The sequence below is a fragment of the Aquamicrobium sp. NLF2-7 genome (genome assembly GCF_022359935.1).
GTDB lineage: Bacteria > Pseudomonadota > Alphaproteobacteria > Rhizobiales > Rhizobiaceae > Mesorhizobium > Mesorhizobium lusatiense.
Genome location: NZ_JAKSED010000001.1, coordinates 889,084 through 905,370, shown reverse-complemented (window position 1 = coordinate 905,370; position 16,287 = coordinate 889,084). Strand labels below are relative to the sequence as shown.

Below are 16,287 nucleotides of genomic sequence, written 5' to 3'. Positions count from 1 at the left end.
GATAATCCTCAACCAGTAACGTCTCCGGCCGGGCCTGTCGATGCAGAGGCGTGGCGGACGCTCAGGCGGCCTTCCTTGCGTAGTCCGACACGAAGCGGAGCAGCCGGGTTGCTGCCTCCTTCAAAACCGGTTCCGGCTTGCACAGGCTGATGCGGATGTGCCCGGCGGCGGCCTCGCCGAAGCTGGAACCCGGCATGACGCTGATCTTTTCGGCATCGAGCAGCGCCCAGGCGAAGGCCTCGTCGTCCGGTTCGATGGCCGAGATGTCGAGCATGATGTACATGCCGCCTTCGGAGCCGCGCACCTGAATATGGTTGGCGCCGCTTATGGCTTCGAGGAAGATGTCGCGCCGGCCGGCATAGCGGGCGGCGATTTCGGCTACGCCGTAGTCGTTCTCCATAGCTTCGGCGGCGGCATGGGAAATGAAATCGGGCAGGCCATAGGTGGATACCAGATTGAAGCCGGTCAGCAGCCCGACCAGTTGCTCCGGAGCCGTCAGCCAGCCTATGCGCCAGCCGGTCATGCCATGGCTCTTGGACATGGAGTTGATCACGATGGTGCGCTCGCCCATGCCGGGCAGGGCGCGGGGCGACAGGTGTTCGGAAGCGCCGAGCGTCCAGTAAACCTCGTCGGAGAGCAGCCACAGATCGTGACGCCGGCACAGATCGGCGATGCCTTCCAGCGCCGCGCGCGTGTAGACGGCGCCGGTTGGATTGTTGGGCGTGTTGATGAGGATGGCGCGGGTGTTGGGACGCAGCGCGGCCTCGATTGCGGCGGCATCGGGCTGGAAGCCATCGGCGGCACGCGCTTCCACGACCGTGAATTCGGCACCGGCCGCGCGGAACGTGCCGGGATAGGTGGCGTAATAGGGCGCGACGACGATGGCGTGGCTGCCGGGATCGAGCGTTGCCTGCACGGCGGCGTAAAGGGCTGCCTGTCCGCCGGGTGCCGCTATCACCTGTTCAACCGGGGTTTCCATGCCCGAGCAGCGGGTGGACAAATGCGCCATTGCGGCGCGCAGGCGCGGGATGCCGGCCAGATGCGTGTAGTGATGACGCCCTTCGCGGACTGCCGCCACACAGGCTTCGACTGTCTCGGCGGGCGTATGAAAATCATGGTCGCCAACCGAAAGAACGATGATGTCGTCATCCTTCTGACGACGCATCAGCGCTTCCGCGTGGACTTCCCAGCCGCTCTTGCCGGACGGCATGAGGTTTGTGATTCGTGATGAGGCTGAAGGCATTTTTGTTCGGTTTCTCTTGCGGTGGGGCATGCTGCTGGCAGCCGCCAAAACCCCTGAGATGGGCAATTGCACCGCTTCTAGCGCAAAGATTTCCTCTTTTGGAGCACCTTTGGCGTATAAACCATTCAGCCAGAGCTCATCGCTTGCCGGGTTCCTGTGACCTCTCTATCTATGACCATTCCCGCGCCCGTACGTCATGGCGGCTGCGGCAGGCGTCAACGGAATTCAGCTCGGATCATGCTTTCGCATATCGCCCGCCTTTGCCTCGTTTTGTTTCTTGTCTTCGGTGGCCTCGCCCGGCCTGTTTTCGCACAGGACATGGCAGCGGCTGAGGCTGCGCAACTGCTTGAGGAGCAGCAGCGGGCGCTGGATGCGCTGACCGTCACGCTGGACGGGCTTGAGAAGGACATTACCGAGCATGGTGATGACGATGCCTATCTGGTTCGCCTGCGCCTGAAGCTTGAAGCCGTGTCCACCGAGGCATTGCAGAGCGCGCTCGCGTTCAAGCCGCGCCTTGCCGAGATCAACGCACGTGTCGAGCAACTGGGCGCGGCACCCGCCGACGGTCAGCCGCCGGAGGCGGAAACGGTGCGGGAGGAGCGGCAGGCCCTCGCAGCGGAGAAGACGGAGATCAATGCTGTTATCGCGACGGCGCAGAACCTGTCGCTTCGCTCCAACAAGCTCATCGAGCAGATCGCCACGATCCGGCGAGACCTCTTCCGCAGCATGCTGACCCGCCGTTATGCATTGACGGAAACGTTCAGCGGCAAGATGATTTCCGACGCGGTCAACGAGTTTGGAAAGTTCAGCACGGCCATCACGTCCTGGGCTAATTTTGCCTATAAATACAAGTTCAACGCCATGATCGCCGCAACGTTCATGGCGCTGATCGCGGCCCTTGTCCTGATGTTTGGCGGCAGGCGGCTGGTGGGCGGTCTGTTCAGGGCCGACCCCGCCGTGGAAGAACCATCCTACCTGACCCGGCTTTCGGTTGCCTTCTGGTCGACCCTGCTGCCGACCGGAGCCCTCACCGTATTTTTTGCAGCGACCTTCTTCTTCTTCAGTTCAAACCAGGTGCTGCGCGGCGATATCGGGCTCTATCTGCGTTCGGCGATGCTGATGGTGCTCGGCGTTTTTCTGGTGAACCGGCTGGCCAATGCCGCGCTGGTGCCGAAACTCCCGCAATGGCGGCTCGTGCCGGTGGAATCGCGCCCGGCACGCTGGCTGGTGCGGCTGGCGACCGCGATGGCGATAGCGGTTGCGCTGAACAATTTCCTTTCGCAGGTGGCCGATCAGATGTCGTCGCCACTGTCGCTGACGGTGACGCGCAGCTTCGTAGCCTCGCTGATCGTCGGCGTCATTTTACTGCTGATCGGCAACGTCAAGCCATTCAGGGCGCCTGAAGGCAACTGGAAGCCGTGGCCGGTGTGGCTGCGCTACAGTCTGTTCCTGATCGGTGGGCTTACCATCGGGGCCGCCCTGTTCGGCTATATCGGCTTTGCTATCTTCCTGTCGTTGCAGGTGGTGATGACGGGCACCATTCTGGTGACGGCCTATATCGGCTTCCTTTGCGCCGCCGCCATCGGCGCGGAAGGCGGGCTGGGCGGATCATGGCTGGGCCGCTGGATGATGGCCAAAGGCTATGCCGAAGAAAGCTCCATGGATCAGATCGGGCTTGGCGTCAGCGTCCTGCTCAATTTCCTCATTCTGTTGATCTTCCTGCCGCTTACCCTGTTCATGTGGGGGTTCCAGCCCGGAGATATTCAGGCCTGGGCGCAGAAGCTGGCCACCGGGTTCAGCATCGGTTCGGTGACCATATCGCTGCTCGGCATATTGAGCGGCATACTGGTCTTTGCCATCGGTTATTTCCTGACGCGATGGTTTCAGGGCTGGCTCGACGGCTCGGTCATGGCGCGCGGCAAGGTCGACGCCGGCGTGCGCAATTCCATCAGCCTCGTGGTTGGTTATGCTGGTATAGCGATTGCTGCGCTGGTCGGCATATCGGCGGCCGGCATCGATCTTTCCAGCCTCGCGCTTGTTGCCGGTGCGCTCTCCCTCGGTATCGGTTTCGGTCTGCAGAATGTCGTCTCGAACTTCGTCTCGGGCCTGATCCTGCTCGCCGAGCGGCCGTTCAAGGTGGGCGACTGGATCGTGGCCGGTGATGTCAGCGGCACCGTGCGCAAAATCAGCGTGCGCGCCACCGAGATCGAGACGTTCCAGCGCCAGACGGTCATCCTGCCGAACTCCAATCTCATCAACGGCGCCGTCGGCAACTGGACGCATCGCAACAAGCTTGGGCGCGTCGATATCCGGGTCGGCGTTGCCTATGGCACCGATGTGAGACGCGTTCAGGAAATCCTGCTGGAGATCACGCGGGCGCAGCCCGCCATACTGAAGAATCCGGAGCCTTTCGTGCAGTTTTCCAATTTCGGACCCACTGCGCTCGAATTCGAGATACGCTTCTTCCTTGCCGATATCACCAACAGCGGCGGGGTTCAGAACGAGGTCCGGTTCGGGATCATGGACGCCTTCAACCGCGAGGGGATCGAAATTCCTTCTGCGACGCGCGCCGAATACAAGCGGCCGGTTCTGGAGCCATGGCCGCATGACGACGACAAGACCGAGGCCGAGTTCGCCGAGCGGGAGCGGCTGAAAGCAGAGGAAGAAGAAAGAGCACGCAAGGGCAGGCGCAGGCCGGGCAAGCCCGATCCGGCATAGATCGCCGGGCGTCCATTGGAATCACGGAAATCGGATTCCATTTTTGGTCCGCTGCCTGATGCCAAATCATCCGCTGCACCCGATTGCGACATGAATGAGGCATTCAGTTGCGGTTCAGCTTCGTTCTCCTATAAGCTGCCTGCATTGGCGGGAATGCCTTGCAATGGCAAACAGGGGCGGTGGCGACACCGGAAACGCAATGTTGAAATCACTGATCGCCGTATCGGTCCTGCTCTCGGCATCCGGGGCGGCTCTGGCGGCCAGCGCCGTGAACAAGGATTCGGATCAGCGCACGCTGATCGTTACCGAAGGCAGCAGCAAGCGGGAGCTGACGCTGGGCCCCGGCGAGACCGTCGAGTTTTGCCCGAATGGCTGTTTCGTGACCATGCCGAACGGCGACCTTGAGGCGCTGACCGGTGCCGAAACCATCGAGATTTCGGGTGGTGTCGCTCGCGTGAAGTAAGTTTCCTCTCGCAGGCAAAAGAAAATTCCGATGCGAAGGCCGGGCTGCAAGTCCGGCCTTCTGCTTTCAAAAGTGAGCAGAAACCATCGCGCGGCTTCCGTCGCGCTGTATGCGAAGCGTGTCGCAAACAGGCTGCGGTCGGCTCCTCGTCTCGCCCTATAGTCCTTTCCGGACAGCACTTTGGAGTTGCGGGCTATGGCAGGGTTTCCGGAAAAGGCGAAGGTCGTCATCGTCGGTCTCGGCGGTATCGTCGGCGCTTCGGTCGCGCATCATCTGATCGGGCGCGGATGGGACGATATTGTCGGCATCGACAAGTCCGGCATCCCGACCGACATCGGCTCCACCGCGCATGCTTCCGACTTCTGCTACGCGACCAGTCATGACTTCCTGTCCTGCTGGACGACGCTCTACTCCATCGAATTCTTCGAGCGGATGGGCCACTACGCCCGCGTTGGCGGGCTTGAGGTTGCGCGCGTGGGCGACGATGCCCGTATGGAGGAGATCCGGCGCAAGGTGACCTCCGGCCGCGCCTTCGGCACGCGGGCGCGGCTGATCGAACCGGCGGAAATCAAGGAGAAATTCCCGCTGATCGAGGAGGATATGGTTCAGGGTGGGCTGTGGGACCCCGATGCCGGCCTCGTCATCCCGCGCTCGCAGACGGTGGCGGGCAAGCTGGTCGATGAGGGCGTCGCCGCCGGCAAGCTGCAGGCCTTTGCCAACACTTCCGCGCGCTCGCTGGTCATCGAGGACGGGCGCATCAAAGGTGTGGTGACGGATCGCGGCACGATCATGGCCGATCATGTGGTGGTCTGCGCCGGCCTGTGGGGCAGGCTGATTGCCGAAATGGCCGGCGAGGATCTGCCGGTGATGCCGATCGACCACCCGCTGACATTCTTCGGCCCCTATAATGAGTTTGCAGGAACCGGCAAGGAGATCGGCTGGCCGCTGATGCGCGATCAGGGCAACTCGGCCTACATGCGCGACACGGGCGACCCGAAGACCGCCGAGGGTGGCCAGATCGAATGGGGCTACTACGAGGAGACCAGTCCGCGCCTCGTGCATCCGCGCGATCTGCTCGAAAAGGAGGAGGCGCGGCTGTCTCCATCACAGCGCGACCTCGATATGGATCAGATCATGGCACCGCTGGAACGGGCCATGGAGCTGACGCCGATCCTCGGCGAGCTCGGCTACAACGAAAGCCATTCCTTCAACGGCCTGCTTCAGGTCACCACCGATGGCGGGCCTTCCATGGGTGAGAGCCAGAAGGTGAGGGGGCTGTGGTATGCCGTCGGCATCTGGGTCAAGGACGGCCCCGGCATGGGCAAGCTGATTGCCGACTGGATGACGGACGGCCGCACGTCCATCGACCATAACCGTATCGATTACAGCCGCTTCCAGCCTTTCCAGCTTGAGGAGGACTTCATCACCGCACGTTGCACCGAAACGGCGATGAAGGTTTACAATCCGGCTGTTCATCCGCGCGAGCCGTTTTCGGGTGGCCGCAATGTCCGCCGCTCGCCTTTCTACGAGCGCGAAAAGGAGCTCGGAGGCTATTTCATGGAGCTGGGCGGCTGGGAGCGCGCGCATGGCTACGCCACTAACGAGCACTTGCTGGAGAAATATGGCGAGCGCGTACCGGTGCGTGAGAACGAGTGGGACAACCGCCATTTCTGGCGCGTTTCCAATGCCGAGCATCTGGTGCTGAGCGAAGATTGCGGCATCATCAACCTCTCGCACTTCGCCATGTACGATGTCGAAGGCCCGGACCATGTTGCGCTGATGGAATGGCTGTGCGCGGCGAAGATCGGCGGTGACGCCAATATCGGCAAGGGCATCTACACCCACTTCCTCGACGAGGAGGGCATGGTGCGCGCCGACCTGACGGTGTTCCGCATGGCCGACCGCTGCCGCATCGTCGACGGCGCCGATGCCGGCCCGCGCGATTTCAGTTACATGAAGCGGGTGGCGCAGGATAAGGGCTTTGACGTCACCATTACCGATGTGAGCGAGACATACATCACGCTGGGCGTGTGGGGTCCGAATGCCCGCGCGACGCTACAGAAGGTGGTGGAAGACCCGGACGGGCTCTCGCAGGAAAATTTTCCTTTCGCCGCCATCAGGCCGATCCGCATTGCCGGCAAGGACATTTCCGCGTTTCGCATTTCCTATGTCGGCGAGCAGGGCTGGGAACTGCACATGGCCTATGAGGACGGGTTGGCGGTGTGGGATGCGCTGCGCTCCACCGGCGTGATCGCCGTAGGCGTCGAGACCTATGCCAACACGCGGCGCATGGAAAAGAGCCTGCGCCTCCAGAACGCCGATCTGCTCACCGAATACAATCTGCTGGAGGCCGATCTTGCCCGCCCCAAGGTCAAGGAAGCCGATTTCTGCGGCAAGGCGAAGCATCTGGAATACAGGGCGCGCGACCATCAGCCGGCGATGCTGTGCACGTTAGTGATGACCGACAATATCGACGCAAACGGCGTTGCCCGTTATCCGGTCGGCAATATGCCGGTGGTCGATCCGGATAGCGGTGAAGTTCTGGTCGATGAACTCGGCCGTCGCTCCTACACGACGTCCATTGCATATGGTCCGACGATCGGCAGGAATATTGCGCTGGCTTATTTGCCGTGGAGCTATTGTCAGCAAGGTAGCAGGCTGGCGGTGGAGTATTTCGGCGAAACCTATCCGGTCGAGGTCGCGGCGGTGGGGTACAGGCCGCTTTACGATCCGGAAAACCTGAAGCCGAGAAGCTGATGGCAAAAGCCCCGCGCCGTCGACGCGGGGCTTTTCTTCTGCGTCAGAAGCTGCTGGTCAGGCCGAGCCAGAAGCGGCGCCCGTCCTCGTAGTCATTGGTGTCGAAGCGCTTGTCGCCGATGTTATAGACGGCGGCGGTGCCTTTGAAATGATCGTTGATGCGGTACTCCATTCCCACATCGAAGATGGCGTGCGAGCCGATGCGGGCGTTGCCGGAATCATGGGTCTGGCTGCGATATTGCGCCTTGCCCCACAGTGTGAGGTCCTCGGTCGCATGCCAGTCCAGCCCCAGATTGGCGACATGCTCGGGCAGATTGTTGAACCGTTCGCCAACCTTCGCGCCCTTGGTGATCTTGCTGCGCGAATAGGTGTAGTTCATCGACACATCCACGTCGCCGACAGGGAAATCGACCGTTGCTTCGACGCCATTCAGTTCTGCCGCATCGCGATTGATGTACTGGTTTATCCATTTGATTGGATTGCCGGGAGCATTCATTCCGCAGTCGGTGGGCAGTCCGGGCTCCGGCGTATCATGCGCACAGATCCGTTCCGTTGTGATCTTGTTCTTGAACCGGGTGTGATAGGCCGTGAGGCCGAATTGCAGGCCAAAGTCGTTTTCCCACACCATGCCGATCTCGTAATTGGTGCTTTCTTCCGGCTTGAGATTGGTATTACCCTTGTCGCGCGCGCGGCCGTCACCGCCTGAAGGCTCCATGATGTTGTCGTCGGCCTGCTTGAGCTGCGGAACCTTGTAGCCGCCGCTCACGCCGCCCTTGAATGTAAGAGCAGGATTCAGGTGATAGACGCCGTAGAGACGTGGCGTGAAGTGTGAACCATAGCGCTCGTTCTTGTCGTAGCGAAGCCCGAATGTGGTGGTGAAGTCTTCGGTGATATGGAAATTGTCCTCACCGAACAAAGCCCAGTGCCAGCGCTCCATGTTGGGGTCGATGTTCGATGGAACGCGGTTGGGCGAGTGGCGGGTTTCTTCCGCCTTGTAGTCGAAGCCGGCGATCAGGTCGTGACTGCCAAGGCTCGCGCTGGTCTTGGTGTTGAAGTTGAGCTGGTTGTAGCCTGAAATATTGGTGCCGTTTTCAAAATCGACATCCTCATAGGTCAGGAACGATGTCGTTTCATATTCCTGCCCCCAGCGCAGCTTGTGAACGGCGCTGTAGTTCATGTGATCGACGTCGACGCCGCTGGTCGAGGCGGCTCTGGTCTTCGTGTCGCTCCGGTTCTGGGCGATCTCAAGCGCCAGGTCCTGATTCTCGGTGATCGTCATGCTCAGCTTGCCGCCGAGGCTCTTGCGCGACATGTCCTGCGATGCGCCGGTCGTTAGGCCACGGTCTTCGCGGTTGTGCAGCGAGCCCCACAGCGAGAGACCGATCCTGTCGGACACGATCGGTCCGTTCAGGTAGAAACGGCCCTCATAGGAATTGCCGGCCTCGTCATGGCTGTAGGCGGTGAAGCCGGTCGTCACCGTGCCGGTCCACACATCCGAAACCGGCTTGGTGATGATGTTGATCACGCCGCCCAGCGCGGATGAGCCGTAAAGGGAAGACATCGGGCCGCGAATGACCTCGATGCGCTCGATGGCGGATGGCGGCGGCAGGTAGCCGGTGGCAAGGCCGGAGCCGAAACCATTATAGGTGGCCTCGGACGAGTTTCCGAGCGGTTTGCCGTCAACCAGCATGGACACATAGCCTTCGCTCATGCCGCGAATGGAAATCGAGGCGGCGCCGGAACGGGCCGATGGCGTGTTGACGATGACGCCGGGCACGTCGCGCAGCACGTCGGCCACGCTGGCATACGGCTTGGAAGCGATCTTCTCGCCGCTGATGACGGTGATGGTTGCGGGTGCATCCGGTATTGTCTGTGCATGACCGCTTGCCGTCACGACGATCTGCTTGAGAACGGTCGTCTGTTCTTCTTCCTCTGCATTCTGGCTGGTTTGCGCCAAAACTGCATTGATCGATGCCGACAGCAAAAGAAGACTGGCAAGACCCCCGACTGTGCCGCGTCCGATTTTGTGCATTTCTTTCCACTCCTGTCCCCACCACGGGTCGCTTCGGAACCGTGATTTTTGCAATTGCCGGCTGCATTTGCAGGTGCAGGTGCGCGCGCAGCCGAAAAGAAGACACCGGCCGTATCCGGTGCATTTTTTGGCTGGTCAGGGTTTGACTGGCTGCGGCTGGGGAAGGTGGAAGCTTGTCATTCTGCGACAAGGTGCCGTTCGTGCCGTAACCGGCAACGGACGGAGGACATATGCCACCTTCCATGTGCCATTTTCGCAAAACAATCCCCTTCATTCGCGAAAATGGCATCGGATCGAAAAAATCGATCCGAAAAACATGAGATTTTTAGTCAATAAATATCATATATAATCTATCCCAGAAAATGAAAGGGGGTTGCCGCAACGGAAGATGAATTCCACAGAAGTGTGGGATGAGTGTTCTGCTCCCAAAAATGTGAAAGCGCGTTGCGCGCGATGGCCGGTGTGCGGCTTTCACATCAGGGGAATTCGGCGTAGCTTCATTGCCATGTCAGCCTTGTTGAGCAATGCAGGACATGTTCTCGCCGCCGGCGCAGCGCTGGTCACGGCGGGGATTTTCTCCGGCGCGGCAGCAAAAGCCGAGCCGGTCGACATCGAACTCGTGCTGGCTGTGGACGTGTCCCTGTCGATGTCACCCGCAGAACTGGAAATACAGCGGCACGGCTATGCGGCGGCACTTACCCACGACAGCGTTTTGCGGGCCATTGCGGACGGCGCGCATGGGCGCATTGCCGTGTCCTATGTCGAATGGGCCGGCACCGCCACACAGCATGTCGTGGTGCCGTGGACATTGATCGCGGGCAGGGAAGATGCCGAGCGGGTTGCCGCGCAGCTTTCTCGCAATCCGCCAAACAGTGCGCGGCGAACCTCGATATCCGCTGCCCTGGAGTTCGGCGGCGATCTGTTCGCCGAAAGCGGCTTTGAGGGCATGAAGCGGGTCATCGACATTTCCGGGGATGGCCCTAACAATCAGGGCGCTCCGGTAACGGAAGTGCGCGATCGCCTGGTCAGGCAGGGAATTACCATCAACGGCCTGCCGCTGATGACCAATGGCGGCTTTGATTCAGGCTATGATGTTGCCAATCTGGACCGCTACTATGCGGATTGCGTGATTGGCGGGCCGGGCGCCTTTATGATCCCGGTCAATGACTGGACACAGTTTCCGGAAGCCGTGCGGCGAAAGCTGGTTCTTGAACTCGCGGCTGCTCCGCCTCCCACCGATCAGATGCATCCTCCCGTTATTCTGGCGCAGGCGATGTCGGCCAGCGATTGCCTTGCGGGCGAGAAGATGTGGCGCAACCGCTACTGGATGATGGACGCTCAGTAGCGGGTTCAGGGACTGCGGATGCCGTTCACGCCGCCAGCAGTTGCTTGCGGTCCATGCGCTCCTGCTGAGGCGAGCGCGCGTAGAGTTCGCGGTAGCATTTGGAAAAATGCGATGCCGAAACGAAGCCGCAGGCAATCGCCACTTCCACCACAGGCATGGTCGACTGGATCAGCAGATGCCTTGCCCGATCGAGACGGATTTCCAGATAATAGCGCGCGGGCGAGCGGCCCATTTCCGAGCGGAACAGGCGCTCGATCTGACGGCGCGACAGATCGACATTGTCGGCGATCTCGATCAGTGACAGCGGCTCGGAAAGATTGGCCTCCATCAGTTCGATGATGGTCAGCACCTTGGAATTCTGTACCCCGAGGCGCGCCCGCAATGGCAGCCTCTGCCTGTCGGTGGGGCTGCGCACACGGTCGGTCAGCACCTGCTCACAGACGCGATTGACCAGATGCTCGTCAAAATCTTCGCCGATCAGCTTCAGGATCATATCCAGAGCCGCGGTGCCTCCGGCGCAGGTGTAGATATTCTGGTCGACCTCGAAGAGATCGGCGAACACATTCACCTTCGGGAACGTTTCGGAAAAGCCCGGCAGGTTTTCCCAATGGATGGCGCAGCGCTTGTTCGAGAGCAGGCCTGCTGCGGCCAGAATATGCGCGCCGGTGCACAGCCCGCCGATAGCGACGCCGCGATTGTATTCCTCGCGAAGCCAGGCGAAGACCGACTTGTTGGTGTATTTTTCCACCTCAAGCCCACTGCAGACGACGACCATGGAGGGCCGCTCCGGACCCGACATCTTGCGGCGCTCCTCCTCCAGCGAGGTGGTGACGGCGCACTCGACGCCGTTTGATGCACGCACGGGTCTGCCGTCGACGCTGGCGAGGCGCCAGCTATAGGCCTCGTAGCCGAGCATGCGATTGGCCGAGCGCAGGGGATCCAGCGCCGTCGCAAAGGCGATCATGGTGAAGTCGGGTACCAGGAAAAAGACGAATGACCGTTTGATCGGCTGCTGTACGGCGTTCAAGGTACCCTCCCGGTGCCAAGGCGCGTGCGGAACGTCGCTTATGGCATAGCGTCATCAGGAAAATCATTTCCTGTCAATCGGGTAGGGTGTCGGTAAAAAGATATTTTGCCGGCTCGGCGGTCAGGGCGAGCCGGGTTTGTGCGCAACAACGCAGCAAAGCCTGTATCCGGTGCCGGAAAATGGGTTCAGCACTGGCCGGCCCGCAGGCCGAGGCTGTTGCGGGCAGCGATCTGAACTGGCGTGCAGGGTGGCTCGCTGGTGTTGGGCCAGCCGATGTCTTTCTGTATCTCCAGCGGCAGGGAGCGCATGATGCGTTCCGTCTGATGGCGTGCGCGCGCCTTGCTGATGGCGTCGATCGCGTTGAAGATAAGCGGCAGCAGGGTCATATCTGTCTCCTTTCATTCCAGCCGGGCGGATGTTCTTAAAGCGCGTCGCGATCTTTCAGCTTCGCTCCTTACGCTTTGAGTCCCTGTTGCAGGCGTGTCGCTGTCCCGAAACCGGTTCCCACTTTCGGGCGACATGCTTTAGGCGGGGGTATCCGTGCCTTGCTTCGATGAGGTTGACTATCGCGCGACGTTGATGTTCAATCAAACGAAATGAAATGAAGGTTTTGTTCAAAATTACTGAATGAGAAGCCGATGAATGCCCCGCTCAATCACCCCCTGCCGCTGCTCGATCTCGATGTGTTGCGCACCTTTGTCGCCATCGCCGAAACGGGAAGTTTTACGACTGCTGCCAGTTCCGTCTACCGAACGCCGTCCGCCGTTTCGATGCAGATCAAGAAGCTTGAGGACATTCTCGGCCGCTCAGTGTTCTCGCGCGATGCGCGCTCGGTGAAGCTGACCACGGATGGCGAGATGCTGCTCGGCTATGCGCGGCGGATGCTGGCCATCAACCGCGAGGCGGTATCGAAGTTCATCGTGCCGGATATCGTCGGGGTTGTGCGCCTCGGCTCGCCCGACGACTATGGCGAGCGCGTGCTGCCGCATGTGCTCAAGCGTTTCGCGCAGTCGCACCCTTCCATTGCCGTGGACGTCACCATCGATCACAGCATGAACCTGCGGCGGCGCATGGATGACCGGGCGCTCGACATCACGCTGCTCACCAACTCCTATGGCAAGCCTTCGCACGGAGCCGAAACCTTGCTGAGCGAGCCGATCGTGTGGGCAGGAGCAAAAGGCGGCTGCGCCTATATGCGCGAACCGTTGCCGGTATCGATCTGGGAGGAGGGCTGCGCCTGGCGTGCCGGAGCGCTTGAGGCGCTCGGGCGGGAAGGCCGCGATTATCGCGTCGCCTATATGAGCGCGCACACGGCTGGCCAGCGCGCCGCCATCATGGCGGATCTGGCAGTGGCGCCGCTGCCGAAGTCGTTTCTCGGCGATGACATGGTGGAACTCGGCCCTGCGGACGGCATGCCGGAGATCGGCAACTACATTCTCGCCATGGTGGTGGCGCCCGAGGCAAGTGCGCCCGTAAAGGCGGTGGCGGATCATATCAGGGCCACTTTCGATGTGCTGCATCGCACAGGGAAATTCTGAAGACGACACGTTTTTGACAGTTGCGATGGAACAACTGCCACAGCTTCCCGTTGCTCACAGGCGAAACTACCGAAGAGGGAGACACTGTTCATGTCACGTCTTGCGCCTGTAACCGTCATCATCTGCGCCCTGGCACTTGCCGCCTGCGCCAACACAGTCAGGGGTGTTGGCAAGGATGTGAAGTCGACTGCCAATGCCGTCGAAGACACGGTCAATAACTGACCGGTATCGGATATTCCTGACCAGAAGGGCCGCGCCGCAAGGAGCGGCCTTTTTGCTGGGCCGTGCCTGATGTGTGGTGCGCACGACATTCAGGCGGGCAGGCCGGGGCCCGTTGGGCGAGGTTATCATTGCCCTAAGGGACATGTTCGACGTGTTGCCGATTTGATTCAGGATGGATGATTAACTCATTGAAATTCAAGAAGATCCGTTTTGGGTAAGGTTTCGGCTCGCTCGCCGGGGCATGGAGTTCATAAAATCCGGCTTGTTCTGGTGGTTGACAGCAGGTGGCGGTGTGCCTATTAAAAGTCATCAGATGATTTGATGATTGACATGAAACAGGTAGCCAGAACCAATCTTACAGACAGTGCGGCAGAGAGTTTGCGCAGCCAGATCAGCGGCGGCCACTGGGCCGTGGGCGAGCGGATTCCGAACGAGGCGATGCTGATGGAGATGCTGGGCGTCAGCCGCGGTACCGTGCGTGAGGCTGTACGTGTGCTTGTATCGCAGGGGTTGCTTGAAACGCGGCAGGGTTCCGGCACGTATGTGCTCGCCACCTCCGATCCTGCCGCCACGCTGGACCGGGTGCGCCAGACCTGCCTGCGCGACCAGTGGGAGGCGCGCGCTCTTCTGGATGTGGAAGCCGCCCGGCTGGCGGCGTTGCGCCATACGCCTGATGATATTGCACGGCTGCGCAGGCTGCTTGCAGAGCGCAGCAATGTTGCCGCCGTGGGGCGGGAGGCCTTCGTGAAGCGCGATCTGGCTTTCCATCGGGCCGTTGTCGAGGCATCGGGCAACCAGGCAATGGTCGAGATCTACGATTTCTTCACCGCTGCCATAACCGACGTGATCCAGTCCACTCTGAGTGGTCACCTGCCCGAGCCCGACGATCGCGCTCATGCCGAGATCGTCGAAGCCATTGCCTCCGGCGACCCTGACCGGGCCGCTGCTTCCGTACGCGTTTTCATGGCGCCTGTTCTCCTCCAGATCGATCGGCTTCTCTCTCAATGACTGCGCAGACACCTTATTTCGACGCGTCCTCCTCGCAGGACGCCACCGGAGCCCTCGATCAGCAACTGATAGACGCCGAAGTCGACAGCCTCCCGCCGCCTGCGCCTCCGAAGTTCGGGAGCACGGCCGCGCGCCTTCTTTTTGCGATGAGCCTGGTGCTGATCGCGTTCAACCTGCGCCCGATCTTCCCCTCGCTTTCGGTTGTGCTGCCGGAGGTCATCCGCGATACGGGGCTTTCGACCGTCGGCGCCAGCCTGCTGACGACACTGCCGGTTCTGTGCCTTGGCGTGTTCGCGCCTTTCGCGCCTGGCCTTGCTCAGCGCTATGGCGCGGAGAAGACGCTGGCCGGCGCGCTGTTGCTGCTTGCCCTTGGCACAGCCCTGCGCGGCGTGGATACGGTCTGGCTTCTGTTCTTCGGCACGTTTGCCGCCGGTGCTGCGATCGCGGTTTCAAACGTGTTGCTGCCCGGCGTGGTCAAGCGTGACTTTCCTGAACATGCGGCCATCATGACCGGCCTGTATACGATGGCGCTTTGCGGTGGTTCGGCCGCCGCGGCAGGGCTCACGCTCCCTCTGGAACATGTTCTTGGCTCGTGGCAGGCAGCGCTTGCCGCATGGGCGGTTCCTGCATTCGTTGTCCTGCTTATCTTTGTTCCACAGGCGCTGCAGTTGAAATCTCAGTCCGCGCACAAGGGGTTCCGTGTCGAGGGCCTCTGGCGTGATCGTCTGGCGTGGCAGGTCACGCTGTTTACCGGCCTCCAGTCCGCGCTTGCCTATTGCGTGTTCGGCTGGCTGGCGCCGATGCTGCGCGAGCGTGGCTTCGAGCCGACCGTCGCAGGCGGCATCGTCTCGCTGTCGGTGATGGTGCAGGTCGTGACCTGCCTTGGCATTCCCTCCCTTGCCGTGCGCTGCAGGGATCAGCGCGGCGTGAACGTGGCACTGGTTTTCTGCGCCACCGTGGGCCTGCTCGGCATGATGTTCGCCCCCACTTGGTCGGTTCTGTTCTGGGCCGCCATGCAGGGCATAGGGCAGGGCGGACTGATAGCGGCGGCGATGATGGTCATCGTGCTGCGCGCCTCGGATTCGCATGTCGCGGCGCATCTGTCGGGCATGGCGCAGGGTGTCGGCTATGTTCTGGCCGCGGTCGGACCCCTGCTTTTCGGACTGATTCGGGGCTGGACCGGCAGCTTCGATGCGGCGGCGCTGCTCGTTGTCGCCATTGGGCTGGGTGCCGGGCTGGCCGGAGCCGGTGCAGGCAGGAAGCTGCATGTGGATGTGCGCACCGTTGAGCCGGGAAGCTCAAAATCCTGACTTCGGAAGTTTTTTTGATTTCCACCCAAGGAATGGCCGAATCGCATCGTCCAAGGCACGATGATGGCTATGATGCTCGATGACGGCGACGCCTCCGATGCCGAACTGATCGGCAGGGCGAGGGATGGGGACAGGTCGGCTTTCGGCGCTTTGGTCGAAAGGCACTATGATTTCGTCCATCGTGTCGCCTGGCGCTGGAGCGGCAACCGCACCGATGCCGAGGATATCGCGCAGGAAGTATGCGTACGCATGGGGCGCGCGATCCGCGGCTGGCGCGGTGAAGGCGCTTTCAGCACATGGCTCTACGCCATGACGCTCAACGCAGCGCGCGACATGGCGCGCAAGAGCGCCCGCGAGACGGTGAAGACGCAGGCTTATGGCAGCGAGGTCCTGACGCTGGTTCAGGCTGCCGACGATGCGGGCGAACTGGCCGAGGATCTGTGGCAGTGTGTGCGGCGCCTGCCCGACAAGCAGCGCGAGGCTGTTCTGCTGGTCTATGGCGAGGGGCTGACCCATGCCGCCGCCGCCGATGCGATGGCGATTTCGGAAGCAACCGTGTCGTGGCACATCCATGAAGCGAAGAAGCGGCTTAAGGTGCTGATGCGCCAGGCCGGGGAAGTGTGA

13 protein-coding genes are annotated in these 16,287 nt (G+C 61.2%); 9 read left to right on the top strand and 4 right to left on the bottom strand.

Going from position 1 to position 16,287, the window contains the following annotated elements:
• Nucleotides 1-61: 61 nt before the first annotated feature.
• On the bottom strand, nt 62-1,243 hold the full coding sequence (locus MIC97_RS04450; protein ID WP_239799019.1) for a pyridoxal phosphate-dependent aminotransferase: 1,182 nt from the start codon (nt 1,241-1,243) through the stop codon (nt 62-64).
• Between the two features lie 237 nt (nt 1,244-1,480).
• Here MIC97_RS04450 and MIC97_RS04445 point away from each other — a divergent pair, with 237 nt between their 5' ends.
• The 3 genes from MIC97_RS04445 to MIC97_RS04435 all read left to right on the top strand — a co-directional run bounded on the left by MIC97_RS04445 (nt 1,481) and on the right by MIC97_RS04435 (nt 7,181).
• Nucleotides 1,481-3,961 carry a mechanosensitive ion channel family protein gene (locus MIC97_RS04445; RefSeq protein ID WP_239799018.1) on the top strand — a complete coding sequence of 827 codons (2,481 nt, stop codon included), beginning with the start codon at nt 1,481-1,483 and terminating at the stop codon, nt 3,959-3,961.
• Nucleotides 3,962-4,160: 199 nt separating this feature from the next.
• Complete coding sequence (locus tag MIC97_RS04440) at nt 4,161-4,424, top strand: hypothetical protein (RefSeq protein WP_239799017.1); 264 nt, start codon at nt 4,161-4,163, stop codon at nt 4,422-4,424.
• Nucleotides 4,425-4,619: 195 nt separating this feature from the next.
• The gene (locus tag MIC97_RS04435) at nt 4,620-7,181 is read left to right on the top strand and encodes an FAD-dependent oxidoreductase (protein ID WP_239799016.1); all 2,562 of its coding nucleotides are present in this window, start codon (nt 4,620-4,622) and stop codon (nt 7,179-7,181) included.
• Between the two features lie 43 nt (nt 7,182-7,224).
• Here MIC97_RS04435 and MIC97_RS04430 read toward each other — a convergent pair whose 3' ends face one another.
• Complete coding sequence (locus MIC97_RS04430) at nt 7,225-9,213, bottom strand: TonB-dependent receptor (protein WP_239799015.1); 1,989 nt, start codon at nt 9,211-9,213, stop codon at nt 7,225-7,227.
• Between the two features lie 505 nt (nt 9,214-9,718).
• Here MIC97_RS04430 and MIC97_RS04425 point away from each other — a divergent pair.
• Complete coding sequence (locus tag MIC97_RS04425; protein ID WP_239799014.1) at nt 9,719-10,558, top strand: DUF1194 domain-containing protein; 840 nt, start codon at nt 9,719-9,721, stop codon at nt 10,556-10,558.
• 25 nt (nt 10,559-10,583) lie between these two features.
• On the opposite strand, the gene MIC97_RS04420 is transcribed toward MIC97_RS04425, so the two are convergent.
• Nucleotides 10,584-11,585: a GlxA family transcriptional regulator gene (locus MIC97_RS04420; RefSeq protein WP_239799013.1), complete on the bottom strand. Its 1,002-nt coding sequence runs from the start codon at nt 11,583-11,585 to the stop codon at nt 10,584-10,586.
• Between the two features lie 185 nt (nt 11,586-11,770).
• Nucleotides 11,771-11,971: a hypothetical protein gene (locus MIC97_RS04415; protein ID WP_239799012.1), complete on the bottom strand. Its 201-nt coding sequence runs from the start codon at nt 11,969-11,971 to the stop codon at nt 11,771-11,773.
• A 252-nt stretch (nt 11,972-12,223) separates the two neighbouring features.
• On the opposite strand from MIC97_RS04415, the gene MIC97_RS04410 reads away from it, so the two are divergent.
• The 5 genes from MIC97_RS04410 to MIC97_RS04390 all read left to right on the top strand — a co-directional run bounded on the left by MIC97_RS04410 (nt 12,224) and on the right by MIC97_RS04390 (nt 16,287).
• Nucleotides 12,224-13,123 carry a LysR substrate-binding domain-containing protein gene (locus MIC97_RS04410; protein WP_239799011.1) on the top strand — a complete coding sequence of 300 codons (900 nt, stop codon included), beginning with the start codon at nt 12,224-12,226 and terminating at the stop codon, nt 13,121-13,123.
• A 90-nt stretch (nt 13,124-13,213) separates the two neighbouring features.
• Complete coding sequence (locus tag MIC97_RS04405; protein ID WP_239799010.1) at nt 13,214-13,345, top strand: EncA/B family entericidin; 132 nt, start codon at nt 13,214-13,216, stop codon at nt 13,343-13,345.
• A gap of 330 nt (nt 13,346-13,675) precedes the next feature.
• Nucleotides 13,676-14,353 carry a FadR/GntR family transcriptional regulator gene (locus MIC97_RS04400; protein ID WP_239801029.1) on the top strand — a complete coding sequence of 226 codons (678 nt, stop codon included), beginning with the start codon at nt 13,676-13,678 and terminating at the stop codon, nt 14,351-14,353.
• Nucleotides 14,350-15,663, top strand: a complete 1,314-nt coding sequence (locus MIC97_RS04395; protein WP_239799009.1) for a CynX/NimT family MFS transporter — start codon at nt 14,350-14,352, stop codon at nt 15,661-15,663. The genes MIC97_RS04400 and MIC97_RS04395 overlap by 4 nt, the downstream gene beginning before the upstream one ends.
• Before the next feature lie 63 nt (nt 15,664-15,726).
• Complete coding sequence (locus MIC97_RS04390) at nt 15,727-16,287, top strand: RNA polymerase sigma factor (RefSeq protein WP_239801028.1); 561 nt, start codon at nt 15,727-15,729, stop codon at nt 16,285-16,287.

What these genes read in the sequence shown, in the direction of transcription:
- MIC97_RS04450 (WP_239799019.1), bottom strand. Translation starts at nt 1,243, where the DNA reads ATGCCTTCAGCCTCATCACGAATCACAAACCTCATGCCGTCCGGCAAG.
- MIC97_RS04445 (WP_239799018.1), top strand. Translation starts at nt 1,481, where the DNA reads ATGCTTTCGCATATCGCCCGCCTTTGCCTCGTTTTGTTTCTTGTCTTC.
- MIC97_RS04440 (WP_239799017.1), top strand. Translation starts at nt 4,161, where the DNA reads ATGTTGAAATCACTGATCGCCGTATCGGTCCTGCTCTCGGCATCCGGG.
- MIC97_RS04435 (WP_239799016.1), top strand. Translation starts at nt 4,620, where the DNA reads ATGGCAGGGTTTCCGGAAAAGGCGAAGGTCGTCATCGTCGGTCTCGGC.
- MIC97_RS04430 (WP_239799015.1), bottom strand. Translation starts at nt 9,213, where the DNA reads ATGCACAAAATCGGACGCGGCACAGTCGGGGGTCTTGCCAGTCTTCTT.
- MIC97_RS04425 (WP_239799014.1), top strand. Translation starts at nt 9,719, where the DNA reads ATGTCAGCCTTGTTGAGCAATGCAGGACATGTTCTCGCCGCCGGCGCA.
- MIC97_RS04415 (WP_239799012.1), bottom strand. Translation starts at nt 11,971, where the DNA reads ATGACCCTGCTGCCGCTTATCTTCAACGCGATCGACGCCATCAGCAAG.
- MIC97_RS04410 (WP_239799011.1), top strand. Translation starts at nt 12,224, where the DNA reads ATGAATGCCCCGCTCAATCACCCCCTGCCGCTGCTCGATCTCGATGTG.
- MIC97_RS04405 (WP_239799010.1), top strand. Translation starts at nt 13,214, where the DNA reads ATGTCACGTCTTGCGCCTGTAACCGTCATCATCTGCGCCCTGGCACTT.
- MIC97_RS04400 (WP_239801029.1), top strand. Translation starts at nt 13,676, where the DNA reads ATGAAACAGGTAGCCAGAACCAATCTTACAGACAGTGCGGCAGAGAGT.
- MIC97_RS04395 (WP_239799009.1), top strand. Translation starts at nt 14,350, where the DNA reads ATGACTGCGCAGACACCTTATTTCGACGCGTCCTCCTCGCAGGACGCC.
- MIC97_RS04390 (WP_239801028.1), top strand. Translation starts at nt 15,727, where the DNA reads ATGGCTATGATGCTCGATGACGGCGACGCCTCCGATGCCGAACTGATC.